We start from the raw sequence: 16,012 nt of genomic DNA on the forward strand, positions 1-16,012 counted from the left end.
CAGGTTGAGACCGTATCCGTACGGTGACCCGACGTGGCCTCACGCCGCTGACCCGGCCCCCGGTGACGGGCTGTCGTGATCCGTGCGGTCGAGCGCTGGACGGACGATGGTCCGGAACAGGGCCTCGCGGTCCTCCCGGCTCGCCTCGTGTCCGTTGATCAGGGGAAAGAAGGCGAGGTCGGTGAGGATCACGGCGGCCAGCCGGCGGAACAGCGGTGGGTCGCGCACGATCTCGCCGCGGTCGGCGGCGGCATGGAAGACGGCGGCCAGCTCTTCCACGCGGGGAGTGAGGATCTGCTCGCGGAGCGCGGCGCCGAGCTCGGGGTCGGTCGAGGCGGCGTGCAGGAGCATGAACCCCATGCGCACGTCCCGATCCGAGATGAGGTCGGTCCGCGCCAGCTGTGCGAACGCCTCGTCGAGCGATGTCGCCCCGGCGTCGGCGAAGAGGGACGGGTGTCCGCCGCCGTCGTGCGTGAGGGCCGCCATGACCAAGCCGGGCTTGCCGCTCCACTGTCGGTACAGCGTCGCTTTGCTGGTCCGAGCGCGGGCGGCGACCGCATCCAGGGTGAGCCGTTCGTAACCGACCTCGAGCAGCAGCTCATGGACGGTGTTGAACACTTCGGACAGGCGCTCGGACGACATCCTCGAACGGGGCGTTGGGTTACTCGGCACATCCGCAAGTGTACGATACCGTTTCGTACTGTTCAGCCGATGGATGGAGCGCCATGAGGATCCTGATGTTCGGTCGCGGCACGATCGCGACCATCTACGGCTGGGCGCTCGAGCGAGCCGGGCACGACGTCGAGTTCTACGTCCGGCCCGGTCGCGCCGCGGCCTACGGCGATGCGGTCCGCCTCGACCTCCTCGACGCGCGACGCCGGGTCGGCGGGCAACAGATCCTTCAGGAGTGGCCGGTGCGATACCGCGAGACGCTGGAGCCGGATCACGACTTCGACCTGATCGTGCTCAGCGTCGGGCACCACCACCTCGTGGAGGCCGCCGGCTTTCTCGCGCCGCGCATCGGCAACGCCACGGTCCTCGTCTTCGGCAACGTGTGGTCAGAGCCGCTGGACGCGGTCGGTGCTCTCCCGGCCGACCAGCTCGCGTGGGGCTTCCCCCAAGCCGGCGGCGGGTTCGGCGCGGACGGAACGCTCAGCGGGGCGCTGCTGCCCACCGTCCTGTTCGGCACCCTGGGCCGGCCGCCCAGCCGGCGTGAACAGGGCGTGCGGCAGGCGTTCCGCGAAGCCGGATTCAAGCTGCGGGAACAGCGCGACCTCCGAGGCTGGCTCTGGATCCACTTCGCGGCCGACGCCGGGATGCACTCTCAGGGGCTGAAGGTCGGATCCCTGTCCAAGATGATCGGCTCTCCCCGGGCCTTTCGCGACGCGATGCTCACCACCCGTGAGCTCCTGCCACTGCTGGAAGCACGCGGCGTCGACCTCCGGCAGCACCGGCGCAGCACTCTCCTGTTCCGCGCTCCCGCTTCGCTGACGTCTGCCGCCCTGACCTGGGCGACGGCCCATGTCCCCCTCGCAGGCCGCTCACACCGCGCGCACACCGACCCCGACGCGGAGGAACCACGCGCCGTCTGCCGGGACACGCTCGCCGAAGCACAGCGCCTCGGCATCGCCGCGCCGCGGCTGGAGGCCGCAGCACCCAGCTTCAGTTCACCTCCACGGCAGTGCTGGTCCAGCATCCCCAGGGCGACGTGCTCATCGACGCGCCCGGGTACACATTAGGTTGCGCCCGAAACAGGAAGATTTGGTCGAGCGTCCGGCCTACGGTAGTTCGATGGTCGACAACGGACCCGGCGAGCACAGTGGTGGCCCAGGCAGCCCGAGGCGGCGGCGCTGGAACTGGAGCGCGGGCATCGCGATCGGGATCGGTGTCGGCCTGGCGTTCGGTGCGCCCTTCGTCGCCGCGCTCGGTGGTTTCGGCATGGCGATCGGGCTGGCGTTCGGAGCCGCCCTCGTACCGCTCTTCGCGATGACGACGGCGCGCCCCACCGACAGGGACCAGAGGCAGCGATGAAGCCACGGCCGACGAGTCCTGGCCACCGTCCGGCGGCTCATCCGGTGAGCATGGTCCAGCAGACTCGACGTTGGTCCGATGCGACGACGAGCTACGGCAGTGGGATCAAGTACCCGAGGAACTCGAGCGTCAGTTCTCCATCTCGAGCACGCACCTCGTAAGCACCGTCGGCCAACGGCGTCACCCGTTCGTCGCTGTAGGCGTCGATCTGGTCGAGCTCACTAGTAACGTGCTCGTACAGGAACGGGCCGCCTTGATAGAGCGTCCAGCTCGTCGAGGCGCTGGCGCCGTGCGATTCGTTCACGACCAAGCCGCCACCGTGTCGAGTGTCCGGCACGTCAAGCCGAACGTAGCTCCGGAACTCTCCAGTCGCGAAGATCCACGCGAAGCCCCCGGCACCGATAGTCAGCAGCGCCAGGACAAGACCCGCTGGCACGAGCACGACCAGCTGCAGCACCCGGACCGGCAGCGCTTGCGGTCTGAGGCGTGCGGTCAGCAGCCCCACCAGAGCGAGTGCGCTCGCGAACACGCCGGTCCAGCCCCAGGCCCACAGACCTGTCTGGTCCAGTCCCCCGACGAGGAGGAGGCTCCGAGTACCTTCCTCACCGGGGAGGGACCAGAAGCCGACGAGGGCGGCAGCCGACGAGACGACGCCAAAGAAACCCACCAGCGTCCACGGAGCCCGTGAGGGCCACCACCTGGTGGTACGAGGCTTCGTCGGCGCGGGCTGCTCCATCGTGACGGAGCGTAACGCAGCTGCCCGCGCTACCGACCGGACCCGACGAACCGCTCCGTGGCCGCCCTGCTGCCCCGATCAATCGGGACGGCAGGGCGTTCGCCCTCACCAGGACGCGCCGCGGGGACGCGACAGGAATCAGTCCACGGGCGTCGAGTACGCGCCCGCCTCGATGTCCTCGATCAGCGTCGGACCGGTCGGGGTCCAGCCGAGCAGGCTCTGCGTCGTCGTGCTCGTCGCCGCGAAGTCCATGCTCAGCATGGGGCCCACCCAGCCGAAGTGCGTCGCGACGTCGTCGGGCGCCACGGACGCCACCGGGAGGTCGAGCACCCGGCCGATCACCTCGGCGATCTCGCGGGTCGGCAGCCCTTCCTCGGCCACGACGTGCAGTCGCGCGCCGCTCGGGGCCTTGTTCAGGGCGAGGGCGACCAGGCGTGCGGCGTCCGACCGGTGCACCGCCGCCCACCGGTTGGCGCCCTCACCCGGGTAGCCGGACACACCCCGCTCCCGCGCGGCCGCCACGACCGCCGCGACGAACCCGTGGTCGCGGGCACCGTGGACGGTTGGTGCGAAGCGGAGGCTGACGGCGTGCACGCCGCGCTCGGCGAACTCGAGCGCCAGGTTCTCGCTGCCGCCACGAGGCGCGTCGGGACCGCTGAGCGGCGACGTGTCCTCCTCCGTGGCCGGGCGGCCGGTGGCCAGCCCCGCGACCCCTGAGGCGAGCAGGAACGGCCGGTCCGAGCCGGCCAGCGCGTCGCCGATGGTCTGGACCGCGGCGCGCTCGGCGGCGTTCGACAGGGCCAGGTTCGCGAAGTCGTGCTTGTTCGCGAGGTGCAGCACGGCGTCCGCGGCGTCGGCTCCCCTGGCTATCCCGGCGAGGTCGTCCAGGTCGCCACGCTGCACGCGGACCCCCTTGGCCTCCAGCGCCGACGCCGACGCGTCGGAGCGAGCGAGGGCGGTGATGGTGTGGCCGTCGGCGAGCAGCTCGTCGACGGCGGCCGAGCCGATCCAGCCGGAGGCCCCGGTGATGAATACCTGCATGGTGAGTCCCCTCAGTGATGTCAGTGACTGTTGTCAGTCACAGACATCACCGTACCCCCGTCGTCAGTCACTGTCATCACCTACACTGAGCGCATGGCCCGATGGCAGCCCGGCACGGGCGAACGACTGCAAGCCGCCGCCCTCGAGCTCTTCGCCGTCCGCGGCTACGAGCAGACGACGGCCGCTGAGATCGCCCAGTCCGTCGGACTCACCGAACGGACGTTCTTCCGCCACTTCAGCGACAAGCGCGAGGTGCTGTTCCGCGGCCAGGAGCTGATGACGGAGGCGTTCCTCGCCGGTATCGCCGCGGCGCCGTCGGACGCCACACCGATGGAGCTCGTCGCCGCCGCGCTGGACTCCGGTGCGGCGCTCTTCCCGAGCGAGCGGCGCGCCCACTCCCGGCTGCGGCAGTCGGTCATCGACCAGAACCCCGCGCTTCAGGAGCGGGAGCGGCTCAAGATGTCCGGACTGACGGCGGCGATCGGTGGCGCGCTGCGTGCGCGGGGCGTCGCGGAGCCGGCCGCCACCCTGGCGGCAGAGTCGGCGGGCATGGTGTTCGGCATCGCCTTCACGCAGTGGCTCCAGGAGGGCGAGGAGCGCTCGATGTCCGACATCGAGCACGAGCTGCTGGCCGAGCTGCGCGGGCTGACCGGCACTTCGCCCAGGGGCTGACGCCGAGGCGTCGGCAACCTCGTGCTCAGCGAGGAGCGCACCGCGTCCGGCCGCGCCGGCCCAGCGATTCGGTCCGAAAACTCACTGGGTTCCGGGCCGGATCACTGGGCTGCCGCGCGACGCACAGGGCGCCGTCGATCCGGCGCTTGGTTCCGTCAGCCTCCCGGCTCCGGCGACACGGCGAGCCGCGTGTTCCACGGGTCCGCGAACCGGAGGGTCTCCCCGTCGTCGGCGGTCGCGATGCGGTGGGACCGGAGCCGGTCGGCGAGCGCCTCGACGTCGGTCCGCGTGGGGACGAGGATCCGCACGTCGCCCAGCCCGAGGGATGCGGCGCGCGGTGCCGCGCCGGCGCTGCGCCAGGTGTTCATGCCGATGTGGTGGTGGTAGCCGCCGGCCGAGACGAACAGGGCGGAGTCGCCCAGCTGCGCGGTGACGTCGAACCCGAGCGTGTCGACGTAGAACTGACGCGCGGAGGCGAGGTCGCCCACCTGGAGGTGGACGTGCCCGATCGCGGCGGAGGCGCCGGCGTCGGGCACCTCCGGGTCGTGCCAGCGCCGCAGGAACTGGTTCGGGTCGAGGAACTCGCTGGCCATCGCCACGGTGCCGTCCGGGTGGACGGTCCACTCCTCGCGGGGGCGGTCGCGGTACAGCTCGACGCCGTTGCCCTCCGGGTCGGTGAAGTAGAACGCCTCGCTCACCAGATGGTCGGCACTACCGGTGTAGGTCTGCGGCACGCGCTGCGCCATGGAGGCCAGCGACGCCGCCAGGCGTCGCTCGTCCTCGAAGAGGATGGCCGTGTGATAGAGCCCCGCGCCGCGCGGATCCGCGCCCGGCAGGTCCCGCTCCTGGCGGAGCACCATGATCGGCACGCCGCCACGGCCCAGCGTGGCCGTGGCACCGGCGTGGTCGAGCACGTCGAGGGTGACCGCCTGCTGGTAGTAGTCAGTCATGGCGTCGAGGTCGCGCACGAGCAGCTCCACGGTGTTCATCCGGGTGCGGTCGGGCGCCGCTCCCGAGGTCACGGTGCTGTCCTCCTGCCAGGTGGGCACGGTTCGCTGCTCGCCCATCAGGACACCAGGGCGAGGCCGCCGGTCCAGGAGATCTTCTCCGCCCCGGCGAGCGTCAGCTGCAGGAACCCGACAGCCTCCAGCTCCCGCGCACGCTTGAGCGAGCCGGCGTCGACGGCACGCAGCCCGGCGGCGGTGGCCAGGTCGGCGAGCGCCTCCTTGGCGGCCGCGTCGTCGCCGGCGACGAGCACCGTCGTCGGCACGGCGCCGATCTCACCGGTGGCGAGGGTGCCGCCGAAGTTGGTGTTGAACGCCTTGACGACCTTCGCTTCGGGGGCGGCATCCTGCAGCAGCTTCGCGGCCGACGAGTCGGCGGGGACCATGAGGTCGTCGAAGGTGCTGAAGTCGACGGGGTTGGTGACGTCCACCAGGACCTTGCCGGCGAACGCGTCCGGGTAGGCGCTCAAGACGTCGGTCATGGCGCCGTACGGGATGGCGAGCACGACGACGTCGCCCGTCACCTCGTCGCCGACCGTGCCTGCCGTGCCACCCAGAGGGCCGGCGACCGCGCGCGCCTTCTCGGGGTCGCGGGCCAGCACCTGGAGGCCCGTGCCGCCCTTCGCGGCGATGCCCGCGACGACGCTGCCGAAGTTTCCTGCTCCGATGACGGTGACCGTGGTCATGTCCACTCCCTAGGTAGTTGTTCCTACAACCAACACTCCCGAGTGTGGCACCGTTTACTTGTTGCGTCAACCAAACGTAGGATGGCAGGTGTGAAACGACGTGTACCGCGGATGAACGACCAGGAGTCGGCGGCCTGGCTGGGCCTGACCGCCGTCTTCCAGCTGCTGCCCGCCGCGCTGGACCGCCAGCTCCAGCGCGACTCCGGGCTCACCCACTTCGAGTTCGTGGTGCTGTCCACGCTCCAGCTCAGCCCGGAGCCGACGATGCGCATGACCGCGCTCGCCGAGGCCACCGTCGCCACCCTGCCCCGCCTGTCGCACGTGTGCGGGCGCCTGGAGAAGCGCGGGCTCATCGAACGCTCCCCCTGCCCCGAGGACCGCCGCGCCACCAACGCGAGCCTGACGGGCGACGGCCGCCGCGAGCTGATCCACTCCGTCCCCGGGCACATCGCGACGGCGCGGCGGCTGGTCGTCGACGCGCTCACGCCGGAACAGCTCGACGCGCTGGCCGAGATCACGGCCACGATCACGGCCCGCCTAGCAAAGGACCCGACCACCTGACTGTCGCCCCCGGCGCCGGCGCCCCGGCGCCCCGGCGCCCCGGCCCCGGGCGTCGAACGTAGGGTTGGTCGCTCTATCAGCCCTCATGCCGCGACGATGCCTACGTTGGACGAGTAGAGCGACGAAGCCTACGTTCGGCGGCGGGCCCGGGTGAGCGTCGAAGGGGAGTCATTTCGTGCACGGAGCAGAGCAGGTCGTCGCCGAGGCGCTTGGCGGCGCCGGTGCGGAGGTCAGGGCCCGCGGCGTCGTCTCGGCACTGGCCCGTGAGTACGGGCTGACCGGTTCGTGGACCCGGGTACCAGCAGGGGAACAGTCCGTCGCCTTCGGGCTGGACGGCGGCGCCGCACGCCACTTCGTCAAGATCGAGGACCAGACCTCCGTCGAGCGCGTCGAGGCAGCAGCAACGCTCACGGATATCGCCGCGCGCAACGGCGTCCGCGTGGCCCGGCCACACGCAGCGAGACACGGGAGCCATGCGATCCCGGTGGATGGCCTGGTTCTCTCGGTGGCGGAGTGGCTCCCCGGCCAGACGCTGTCGGCCCCGGTCAGCCCCGGGCAGGCCACCCAGATCGGCACAGCCCTGGGCCGGCTCCATCATGCCTTCGCCACCCTCGCTCCCCTGCCCGCCGCGGTCACCGCCGTCGAGGAGGAGTGGCTGCGCTGGGACCAGGAGGAAGTCGTGACCCGCTGGGATCGGGCCGCGGCCCTGGTCCGTAGCCGAGGCGACGACCCGGACGGATTCGACCGGGTCGCGCTGGCGGCCCTGGCCGAACGCCGCGGCTGGGCCCCCGCCCTCGCCCGCGTGCTCACCAGCCTCCCGCCGCTGACCCGGCAGTGGGTACACGGTGACTACGCCGCACCGAACCTGTTGTTCGACGGCGAACGGCTCGTCGCGGTGGTCGACTTCACCAACGCGTCACCACACCTGATCGCCTATGAGCTGGGGCGCATCGCCTTCGGCCCAGAGGTCGCGCTCTCGCCGAACGGAGAGGCGCTCTCAGCGGCGGTGCTGGACGCGTACGTCGCGGCGAACCCCGCGGCGACGGCGGCCGACGTCGCCTGCGCCGAGTCGTGTGCGTTCGTCCAGCTCGCCCGCAGCACGTACCCGGTGAGCGCGCGCTACGCAGGCACCGGCCAGTTCCGTGCCGACCTCGACGACTTCTGGATTCGCCGGCAGGACACGGCCCGGCTGCTGCACGCCCACCTCGCCCCTGCCGGCTGACCGGCCCGGCCACTCACGTCGAGCGTAGGTCTCGTCGCTCTTTCAGCCCCCAGAGAGCGACGGAGCCTACGTTCGACGAGTAGAGCGACGGAGCCTACGTTCGGCGGCGGGTACGGGAGCATGAGGGTCACAGTGCGCGGGTCGTCGAGCGCCGGCGCATCTTGACGTAGTTGCCGCACCCGGACATGGAGCACCAGCGCCTGGCGTGGTTGCGGGAGGCGTCGTAGAACGCCCAGCGACACGTGTCGCGGGCGCAGACCTTGAGCCGCTCCCAGTCGCCCGCCACCTCGGAACGGCGGACGGCATCGAGCACCCCCGCGATGCCCCGCTCGAACCCGGTGCCGGATCCCTCGAGCCGGATCCCGCCGTCGGCGTCGAACGCGGCACGCAGCGGGATGCGGCCGAGCTCGGCGTCGAGTGCCCGGCGGGCCGCCGGGTCGGCGTCGTGCCCGGCATGGGTCAGGAGGACGGCCCGCAGCCCCTCCCGGACGCGACGCGCGGCGCGGACGTCGTCCGACGTCATCCGGGCGCTCGCCGAGGCCAGGCCACGTGCCGCGAACCAGTCGCGGAGGGCTGCTGCGCTGTCGAGGCTCTCCGCGTCCTCCTGCGGCTCGTAGCTGTTGACGAAGTCGCGCACGACCGTGGCGGCAGACGGCGCCCACGTGTCGAAGTCGTTCTCTGCGGGTCGCATGACACCAGCGTATCCACTTGACCGGTGTATCGCCATGGACCACCATGACACCGGCTAACATCCGCCGATGGTGTGGTTCGGTCCTGCCGCCACGGCCCTCGTCGGGACGACGTCGGCGGTCGTGATGTTCGTCCGAGGCCGACCACTACCCGCCTGACCGTCAGGAGACCCGTACCGTGTTCGACCTGCCCGGCCTCCGTCGCCATCTTCCGCTCGCGGTCGCGCTGGGTGTGGACTCGATCGGTACCGGGATCAGCGGGCCGCTCCTGCTGCTGTTCCTGACCCGCGTAGCCGACGTCCCCCTGGCACAGGCCGGGCTCACGCTCTCCGCGACCTTCGCCGTCGCGCTGGTCGTGCCGGCGGTCGTCGGTCAGGTGGTGACCCGGGTCGGTGGCCGGAACGTCCTCCTCGCTGCCCAGGTCCTCCAGGCGGTGGGTCTCACCGGGCTGCTCGTCGCCCGCGACCTTCCGGCGATCGCCGCCTGCACCCTGGTCGCCGCGATCGGCCAGCGGGCCTTCTGGTCGTCCGTCTTCGCCGTCATCGCCGACGCCTCCGACTCCGGCCCGGCCGAGGACAAGGACCGCTGGTTCGCCCTGACCAACATGGTGCAGAACACGGGCTTCGCGCTCGGCGCGCTGACGGCGGGCGCGCTGCTCCTCATCCCGGGCGACCTGCCCTACCTGCTCGCCATCGGCACGAACGCGGCCTGCTTCACCGTCTCCGCGCTGCTGCTCCTGAGCTACCGGCCGAACCGGCAGGATCCCGCCGCCCCCGCTGAGCCTCCGGCCGTGCCGGCCCGGGTCCACCGCATCCCCTCGTGGCCGTACCTCGGCCTCATCGGGGTCGGGGCGCTGTTCGCGTTCTGCAGCACCATCCTCGGTTCCGGGCTCGGGGTGTACGTCGTCGACGGCCTGGCGGGGCCCGCCGCCGTGGTCGGCCCGCTGCTCGCTCTCAACACGGTCCTCAGCGCGTTCGGGCAGGCGCCGGCAGTTCGTCTCACCCGTCGGTACTCGCGGATCCGCGTGATGGTCGTCGCCGGGCTCATCTGGTGCGTCTGGGGCCTGTACACGGCGGCGCTCGGGCTCGCTGCCCCCGCGACGCTGATCGTGCCCGGCCTGGTGCTGTCGGTACTCGTCTACTCCGTGGCCGAGCTGCTGCACGGGCCGCGCTCGATCGCCTACGCCGCCGACGCGGCACCACCGGGGCAGCGCAGCACCTACCTGTCGTGGTTCCAGTACAGCTTCGCGATCGCCAACATCGCCGCCCCCGGGGTCTTCGCCGCCAGCTTCACCGTGGATCCGGGACTGCCCTGGGTCATCACCGCCGTCGTCGCCCTCGTCGCCTGCGCGGGCCTCGTGCTCGTCGCGAGGGCGCTGCCGCCGCAGGCGAGACGCCCGTAGGCTCCGCGTGTGGTGAGGAACAGGCAGCCGCTCGGGCGAGCGTTGCGGAATGTCATCGTGGCCAACGTCAGCTCGAGCCTCGGCGACGGCATCGCGAAGGTAGCGGCTCCCCTGCTTGCCGCACGGCTGACCGACGACCCGCTGCTCGTCTCCGGCGTCGCAGCGGTATCGATGCTGCCGTGGCTGATCTTCTCCATCCCGGCGGGCATCCTGCTGGACCGGATCGACCGACGGCGCGCCATGACCCTCGCCAACGGCGTACGGACGCTGCTCGCGGCCCTCCTCCTGACGCTGTTCGCCACCGGCACGCTGACGATCTGGTGGCTCTACGTCGTCATGTTCGCCTACGGGGCGTTCGAGACCATCTACGACGGCGCGCTCCGCGCCGTCCTGCCCTCGGTCGTCGACCGGCCCGACCTGCCACGGGCGAACTCGCGGGTCGAGGCGGGCGAGATCGTCGTCGAGCGGTTCCTGTCCGGTCCGCTGACCTCCGCGCTGTTCGCGGTCTCCGTGGTGGTGCCGCTCGGGATCAACGTGCTGACGTACGCGGTCGCCGGAGTCATGGCCCTGTTCCTCCCCTACGCGGCCGCCGGTGCCCACCGCACCCATCCGACCGGCGAACCACGCACCGCCTGGTACCGGCAGTTCACCGACGGCTTCCGCTACATCGTGGGCAACCCGATGCTGCGCAGGCTCTGGATCATCAGCGTGGCGATCGCCCTGTGCTTCTCAGCCGCCACGGCGACGCTGGTGCTCTACGTGCTGAACGACCTCGGGCTGCCCGAGGCCTGGTACGGCGCGTTCATCCTGGCCGGCGCCGTGGGTTCGCTCGGCGCCGCGGCGCTCACCGACCGGCTCAAGGTGCGGTTCCGCGCCGGACCGGTGATGGCGGTGGCCCAGACCCTGTGCCTGGCGGCGCTGGTCCTGATGGGCGCGGTTCCCGTGCTCGGCGTGGTCGCGTTCGGCTACTTCTTGTCTGCCGGCGGCACGACGGCGTGGAACATCCTGGTCATGTCGCTGCGCCAGGCCGCGATCCCGAGCCGGCTGCTGGGCCGGGTCCACGGCACCTGGCGCACGCTGCTCTGGGGCACGATGCCGCTCGGGTCACTGCTGGGCGGGCTCCTGGGCCGGATCGACCTGCGAGCGCCGTTCCTGGTCGCCGGCGGCATCGCGACGCTGATCGCGCTGGTGTCGTTCCGCTTCCTGGCGAGCCTGCCCAACCCGGAGGATCTCGACGACGCCGACGCTGCCTGAGCGAGCTGGTCTCCGGCCGCCGGACGTCCCGGTCAGCCCATCGAGAACAGCGGGCCCGTGATGGTCAGGCCCGGGTCCTGGCTGAACACCCAGAGGAACGCCAGCGCCGCACCCGCGAGCGCCAGGTCCTTGTTGAACTGGATCATCTCCGTCTGCTTCGCCGTCGCGTCGGTTTCCCGCCAGAACGCGTGCATCATGAACGCCGTCGGGACGAGGAAGACGAAGAGGAGCAGCGCGCCCAGGTCTCCCCAGACGCCGAGCAGGACGGACAGCCCGCCGAGGAGCATCAGCACCCCGGTGGCGAGGGTGGCCTGCCTGGCCATCGGCACGCCCTTCGACGCCGCGTAACCGGCCATGCCGTCCGTCTGGGTCAGGTGGCCGACGGCGCTTCCGAAGAAGAGCGCCACGAAGAGCACCCGGGCAATCAGCAGTACGACGTCCATGGTCGCCTCCGGTCGAGGACCTACAGTTGCTCACGCTTTCTTCACACTTTAGGACCCGACCGTCTCTCGCGTCGAGGGCGGGGCCGGAGTTTCCTCGGTTCCGACCAGGGCCGGAGCGGTGGCCTTGCGCAGGGCACCCCAGAGCACGCCGCCGATCACCAGCGCGGCTCCGATCGCGGTCGGCACCGCGATCTCCTCGCCCAGCAGCACCGCCGAGGCGCTGAGTCCCACGACGGGGACCAGCATCGAGAACGGCGCGACCACCCCTGCGGGGTGCCGGGTCATGAGCCAGGTCCAGACACCGGATCCCACGACCGTCCCGATGAGCACCGTGTAGGCCAGCCCAACCAGGGCCGGGACCATGTGCGGCCCGGGGGCGAACGCCGCGGTGATCGCGCCGGGCCCCTCCACGACCAGCGACAGCACGAACATCGGCACGGGCGGCACCACGGACATCCACAGCGTGAGGTGCAGCGGGTTCGGCGCCTTGGCTCGCGCGTTGGACACGTTGCCGATCGCCCAGCCGAACCCTCCGGCCAGCACCAGCAGGAACGGTGCGAGCGCGGCGGCGTGCGCCTGGGACCAGCCCACCACGGCCAGTCCGAGCGTCGCCGCACCCAGGCCCGCCAGCTGCCGGGCAGTCACCCGGTCCCGGAACGCGACCGCGCCGAGGAGCACGGTGAACGGCGCCGACGACTGCAGCACCAGTGACGCGAGCCCGGTCGGCATGCCGACGGCCATGCCCCAGTACAGGAACAGGAACTGCAGGGTCCCGAAGCCGATGCCGTAGCCGAGCAGCCAGCGCAGCGGCACCTGCGGGCGCGGTACGAGGAGCACTGTCGGGACGGCGATGATCGCGAACCGGAGTGCCACGAGCAGGAACGGCGGGAACTGGCCGAGCGAGGCGTCGATGGCGATGAAGTTGAGCCCCCACATGACCGCGACGGACACGGCGAGCAGGCGGTGCGAGATCGGCATGACCCGAGTCTGAGCGGCACGGGTTCTGAAGGACAAGCGAAACCTTCTACATGTCCTTGTAGGTTGCCTTCATGGATGCAGCACCTCGGCGTCGTGGTCACGACCTGACCCGCATGGACCCTCGTCACCTCGACCTGCTCCGCGAGCTCGCCGACCGGCACTCCGTGACGGCGGTCGCCGAGGCGACCCATCGGACGCCGTCGGCCGTGTCGCAGCAGCTCCGCACGGCCCAGCGTGACCTGGGTGGGATCCCGCTGGTGGAGCCGCACGGCCGGAGCGTGCGGCTCACCGAGGCGGGCAAGCTCCTGGCCGACGGCGGTCGCGACCTCGCGCGGACGATCGCCCAGGTGCAGGCTAGATGGGACGCGTACCTGGGCTCGGCGTCCGGGACGGTCCGCCTGGCGGCCCTGCCGAGCGCGGCGGCGGTCCTGCTGCCAGAGGTCCTGAGCCGGCTCGCGGACACGGCGGTCAGCCTTGAGTGCACCGACGTCGACATCGCCGAGTCGGAGTATCCCGGGATGGTGGTCGACCACGACATCGTCGTCGGGCACAGCTTCACCGGGCCTGTCCCCGCCGGAGCGGAGCACCTGGTCACCGCGGCCCTGCTCCGCGAACCCCTCGACATCGCCATGCGTGCCGACCACGTGCTCGCCACCAAGGCGCGGGTGACGGCTCAGGACCTGGTGCGCCACGAGTGGTACGGGGTGCCGCTCGGCTACCCGTTCGACGACCTGCGCATCGCCGTCGAGACGACTGTCGGTACCCCCGTCCGGGTGGTCCAGCGGCTCCGCGACAACCGGCTGATCGAGGCGCTCGTCGCGGCGAGCGACCGCGTGGCCGTGCTCCCCCGGTACAGCACCACGCCCGGCGCGGGAATCACCCTGCGGCCGGTGCACGGGATGGACGCCGCGCGGTGGATCGTTGCGATCCTGCGCCCCGACCGGGCTGAACGGCTCGCCGTCAGGACTGTGCTGGAGGCGTTGCGGGCGGCGGGTCGAGAGGTCGTCGGCTGAGGCCTGTCGTGCTGGCGCCCAGCTCGACCAAGTCAGTCTCCATCGAGGTGGAGCTCGGTGTTCCGGTCAGCCGCGCACGCCTTGGCGAGCGCGAGGATCTCCTCCACGGCTGTCCACCGCCATCAGCTTCGTGTCTGCCGCGACGCACAAACCTCAGCGAGTAAGACCATCCGAGACGACAACCCGAACCGCCTCCTCTTCACGTCGACGCTCCGTCGCCCGCCGCACGCAGAACCTCCGCCAGCCAGACGAGCCCATGGTCGATCGCACGGTCAGGGTCTCGGATGATGGCAGCAAGATTGTCCAATGAGTCGGAGACCATGCCGATCGTCAGGTCCGAAGGTTCTTGGTAGATGTCATAGGCCGCGGGAGCGGGCACCGACCAGAACGCCGCATCGGGGACGCGGAGCACACCGTCCTTCGCGGCATGGTCCAGAAGGACGCCGAGAACACGCTTGAGATCCCCGGTCGGAACCTCGATCATCATTTGCTCGCCTCCGAATCTTGTCGATGTTCAGTCCCGACATCCGGGTCCCCAGTACAGGTGCCCCGGGTGTGTCGCGACTCGGCGAGCAGCGCTCGCTCGGGAACATCGAGCAGGAGATGCCGGCCGTGCCCGGTCGAGCGTGCCTCAGCCGGTCTTGCCGGGCCGGCCCGTGCGTACGGCCCAGACGATCAGGACGATCCCGACGACGGCGAGGATTGGCCCGATGATCGCCCACAGCGTCACGCCCGTCATCGCGCTGCCGGCCAGATAGCCGAGTCCCTGAAAGGTGAAGACGCCCCCCATGAGGACGAGCACGGCACCGAACACGATCAGACCTGACTTCATGGCTGCTCCGAACTGCGGTGGCGGGAAACTGCTTGGCACGTGCTCCGTGAACACTATGGCCTGGCGGCGGAAGTTAGCATCGGGCAGAAGTGAGCGAAGACTCTTCGACAACCAGATCAAGAGCGAGGCACCTTCATGACCGCGATCGACGACCACGACGGCTACATCGCCGCGGCGCCCGAGCCCTTCCATCCCGCACTGAAGCGGTTGCGCACGCTGCTGTCCCGCGCTCTGCCCGAAGCGGACGAGATCGTGGCCTACAACATGCCCGGGTTCAGCATCGGCGGCTCGGTCGTCGCGAGCTATGCGGCGTTCAGCAAGCAGTGCGGGCTCTATCTCCGTCCGGGCGCCCTCTCCGAACATGCCGAGGAGATCGCCGCCGCCGGGCTCAAGGCGACCAAGACCGGCATCACCTTCTCGCCGGGCAAGCCGATCCCGGACGACCTCGTCGAGCGGCTGGCGCGCGCGTCGAGCAGGGAAGCCGAGGCCTGATGGGTCAGCCCCGCCGTCTGCCCACGCGCGCGGTGAAGACCGGCGGACACCGTCAGCCACCGGGTCACGAGGCCGCTGGCGGGATGCGACGTCGGGGCGTCCCGCGGTGGCACCGATAGCTGTGGTGGTAGGTGCCAGGTGGGCTGAACTGCGTTCGGCTGGGACCCGGGTTTGCGGGCTGAACCGAACAGTTCGGCCTGGCTGAACCAGGCGGGGCCAGGCCGAACGGAATTCAGCAGGGCCGGCACCCCTGGACCCAGTGGTGTCCACCGTCGCCCGGCCGCACCCGCCCAGCACCGCAGCACCGCAGCACCGCACCCACCGCAGCGCCGAGAGGAACCTCCATGCCCGGCACCACACCGCTCGACGAGGTCATGGGTGAGCTCGCCGCGCTCGAGAACCCGAAGTTTCGCGCCGTCAACGAGCGCAACGGGGACGACCACGGCGTCAATCTCTCGCAGCTGCGCGCCGTCGCGAAGCGCCTGAAGAAGCAGCACGAGCTGGCCGTCGAGCTCTGGGCGACGGGCGACACGGCCGCGCGCCTCCTGGCCACGCTGGTCTTCCGCCCCCGGACCTGCACCGCGGCCGAGGTCGACGCGATGATCCACGAGGTCCGCTCCCCCAAGCTGCTGGACTGGTTCGTCGTGAACGTCGTCAAGCCCGGCAGGTTCGCCGAGGAGTTCCGCGAGCTCTGGACCGCGGACGACGCCGACCTGGTCGGCAGGGCCGGCTGGACCCTGCAGAGCGACAAGGTCGTCAGGTCGCCCGACGAGGTCGACCTCGATGCGATGCTCGACACGATCGAGCGCGACTTGAAGGGCGCACCCGAGAACACGCAGTGGGCGATGAACACCTGCCTCGCGATGATCGGGATCAACCATCCCGACCGACGCGCGCGGGCGATCGGCATCGGCGAGGACCTGCACGTGCTCGCCGACAACCCCGCCTCCCCCGGC

General features: G+C 70.9%; 20 protein-coding genes. 10 read left to right on the forward strand and 10 right to left on the reverse strand.

What is annotated here, in order from left to right:
* Positions 1–39: 39 nt before the first annotated feature.
* The gene (locus tag AB0F40_RS22000) at positions 40–642 is read right to left on the reverse strand and encodes a TetR/AcrR family transcriptional regulator (RefSeq protein WP_357472613.1); all 603 of its coding nucleotides are present in this window, start codon (positions 640–642) and stop codon (positions 40–42) included.
* An 83-nt stretch (positions 643–725) separates the two neighbouring features.
* Here AB0F40_RS22000 and AB0F40_RS22005 point away from each other — a divergent pair, with 83 nt between their 5' ends.
* Together AB0F40_RS22005 and AB0F40_RS22010 are read left to right on the forward strand one after the other, a co-directional pair.
* Positions 726–1,739: a 2-dehydropantoate 2-reductase N-terminal domain-containing protein gene (locus tag AB0F40_RS22005; protein WP_357472616.1), complete on the forward strand. Its 1,014-nt coding sequence runs from the start codon at positions 726–728 to the stop codon at positions 1,737–1,739.
* 52 nt (positions 1,740–1,791) lie between these two features.
* Positions 1,792–2,031, forward strand: coding sequence for a hypothetical protein (locus AB0F40_RS22010; protein WP_357472619.1), 240 nt, complete (start codon positions 1,792–1,794; stop codon positions 2,029–2,031).
* Between the two features lie 91 nt (positions 2,032–2,122).
* On the opposite strand, the gene AB0F40_RS22015 is transcribed toward AB0F40_RS22010, so the two are convergent.
* Complete coding sequence (locus AB0F40_RS22015) at positions 2,123–2,767, reverse strand: hypothetical protein (RefSeq protein WP_357472622.1); 645 nt, start codon at positions 2,765–2,767, stop codon at positions 2,123–2,125.
* A 138-nt stretch (positions 2,768–2,905) separates the two neighbouring features.
* A complete protein-coding gene (locus tag AB0F40_RS22020; RefSeq protein ID WP_357472625.1) occupies positions 2,906–3,808 on the reverse strand; it encodes an SDR family oxidoreductase in 903 nt (300 codons plus the stop codon).
* A 93-nt stretch (positions 3,809–3,901) separates the two neighbouring features.
* Between AB0F40_RS22020 and AB0F40_RS22025 the strand changes: the two genes are divergently transcribed.
* Positions 3,902–4,480 carry a helix-turn-helix domain-containing protein gene (locus AB0F40_RS22025; protein ID WP_357472627.1) on the forward strand — a complete coding sequence of 193 codons (579 nt, stop codon included), beginning with the start codon at positions 3,902–3,904 and terminating at the stop codon, positions 4,478–4,480.
* A 155-nt stretch (positions 4,481–4,635) separates the two neighbouring features.
* Here AB0F40_RS22025 and AB0F40_RS22030 read toward each other — a convergent pair whose 3' ends face one another.
* On the reverse strand, positions 4,636–5,469 hold the full coding sequence (locus AB0F40_RS22030) for a VOC family protein (RefSeq protein ID WP_357472670.1): 834 nt from the start codon (positions 5,467–5,469) through the stop codon (positions 4,636–4,638).
* A 77-nt stretch (positions 5,470–5,546) separates the two neighbouring features.
* Positions 5,547–6,170, reverse strand: coding sequence for an NADPH-dependent F420 reductase (locus AB0F40_RS22035; RefSeq protein ID WP_357472630.1), 624 nt, complete (start codon positions 6,168–6,170; stop codon positions 5,547–5,549).
* Between the two features lie 90 nt (positions 6,171–6,260).
* On the opposite strand from AB0F40_RS22035, the gene AB0F40_RS22040 reads away from it, so the two are divergent.
* Positions 6,261–6,731, forward strand: a complete 471-nt coding sequence (locus AB0F40_RS22040; RefSeq protein ID WP_357472633.1) for a MarR family transcriptional regulator — start codon at positions 6,261–6,263, stop codon at positions 6,729–6,731.
* 175 nt (positions 6,732–6,906) lie between these two features.
* Positions 6,907–7,953 carry a phosphotransferase gene (locus tag AB0F40_RS22045; protein WP_357472636.1) on the forward strand — a complete coding sequence of 349 codons (1,047 nt, stop codon included), beginning with the start codon at positions 6,907–6,909 and terminating at the stop codon, positions 7,951–7,953.
* Positions 7,954–8,080: 127 nt separating this feature from the next.
* On the opposite strand, the gene AB0F40_RS22050 is transcribed toward AB0F40_RS22045, so the two are convergent.
* Complete coding sequence (locus AB0F40_RS22050; RefSeq protein WP_357472638.1) at positions 8,081–8,644, reverse strand: CGNR zinc finger domain-containing protein; 564 nt, start codon at positions 8,642–8,644, stop codon at positions 8,081–8,083.
* Between the two features lie 176 nt (positions 8,645–8,820).
* On the opposite strand from AB0F40_RS22050, the gene AB0F40_RS22055 reads away from it, so the two are divergent.
* Together AB0F40_RS22055 and AB0F40_RS22060 are read left to right on the forward strand one after the other, a co-directional pair.
* The gene (locus AB0F40_RS22055; protein ID WP_357472641.1) at positions 8,821–10,044 is read left to right on the forward strand and encodes an MFS transporter; all 1,224 of its coding nucleotides are present in this window, start codon (positions 8,821–8,823) and stop codon (positions 10,042–10,044) included.
* A gap of 12 nt (positions 10,045–10,056) precedes the next feature.
* Positions 10,057–11,298, forward strand: coding sequence for an MFS transporter (locus tag AB0F40_RS22060; protein WP_357472673.1), 1,242 nt, complete (start codon positions 10,057–10,059; stop codon positions 11,296–11,298).
* 32 nt (positions 11,299–11,330) lie between these two features.
* Here the strand turns inward: AB0F40_RS22060 and AB0F40_RS22065 are convergent, their stop codons facing one another.
* Entirely contained in the window at positions 11,331–11,741 is a 411-nt protein-coding gene (locus AB0F40_RS22065) for a DoxX family protein (protein WP_357472643.1), read from the reverse strand.
* Between the two features lie 48 nt (positions 11,742–11,789).
* Positions 11,790–12,719: an EamA family transporter gene (locus AB0F40_RS22070; RefSeq protein ID WP_357472646.1), complete on the reverse strand. Its 930-nt coding sequence runs from the start codon at positions 12,717–12,719 to the stop codon at positions 11,790–11,792.
* A gap of 71 nt (positions 12,720–12,790) precedes the next feature.
* Here AB0F40_RS22070 and AB0F40_RS22075 point away from each other — a divergent pair, with 71 nt between their 5' ends.
* The gene (locus tag AB0F40_RS22075; RefSeq protein ID WP_357472649.1) at positions 12,791–13,732 is read left to right on the forward strand and encodes a LysR family transcriptional regulator; all 942 of its coding nucleotides are present in this window, start codon (positions 12,791–12,793) and stop codon (positions 13,730–13,732) included.
* A gap of 199 nt (positions 13,733–13,931) precedes the next feature.
* On the opposite strand, the gene AB0F40_RS22080 is transcribed toward AB0F40_RS22075, so the two are convergent.
* Together AB0F40_RS22080 and AB0F40_RS22085 are read right to left on the reverse strand one after the other, a co-directional pair.
* A complete protein-coding gene (locus AB0F40_RS22080; protein WP_357472652.1) occupies positions 13,932–14,219 on the reverse strand; it encodes a hypothetical protein in 288 nt (95 codons plus the stop codon).
* A 144-nt stretch (positions 14,220–14,363) separates the two neighbouring features.
* Complete coding sequence (locus AB0F40_RS22085; protein WP_357472655.1) at positions 14,364–14,564, reverse strand: hypothetical protein; 201 nt, start codon at positions 14,562–14,564, stop codon at positions 14,364–14,366.
* A 135-nt stretch (positions 14,565–14,699) separates the two neighbouring features.
* Here AB0F40_RS22085 and AB0F40_RS22090 point away from each other — a divergent pair, with 135 nt between their 5' ends.
* Both AB0F40_RS22090 and AB0F40_RS22095 read left to right on the forward strand, forming a co-directional pair.
* Positions 14,700–15,056, forward strand: a complete 357-nt coding sequence (locus tag AB0F40_RS22090; RefSeq protein ID WP_357472658.1) for a DUF1801 domain-containing protein — start codon at positions 14,700–14,702, stop codon at positions 15,054–15,056.
* 344 nt (positions 15,057–15,400) lie between these two features.
* Positions 15,401–16,012: DNA alkylation repair protein (locus tag AB0F40_RS22095; RefSeq protein ID WP_357472660.1), on the forward strand; the 612-nt coding region annotated here is incomplete at its 3' end.

Origin of the sequence: Promicromonospora sp. NPDC023987 (assembly GCF_040639055.1) — a bacterium.
Lineage (GTDB): Bacteria > Actinomycetota > Actinomycetes > Actinomycetales > Cellulomonadaceae > Promicromonospora.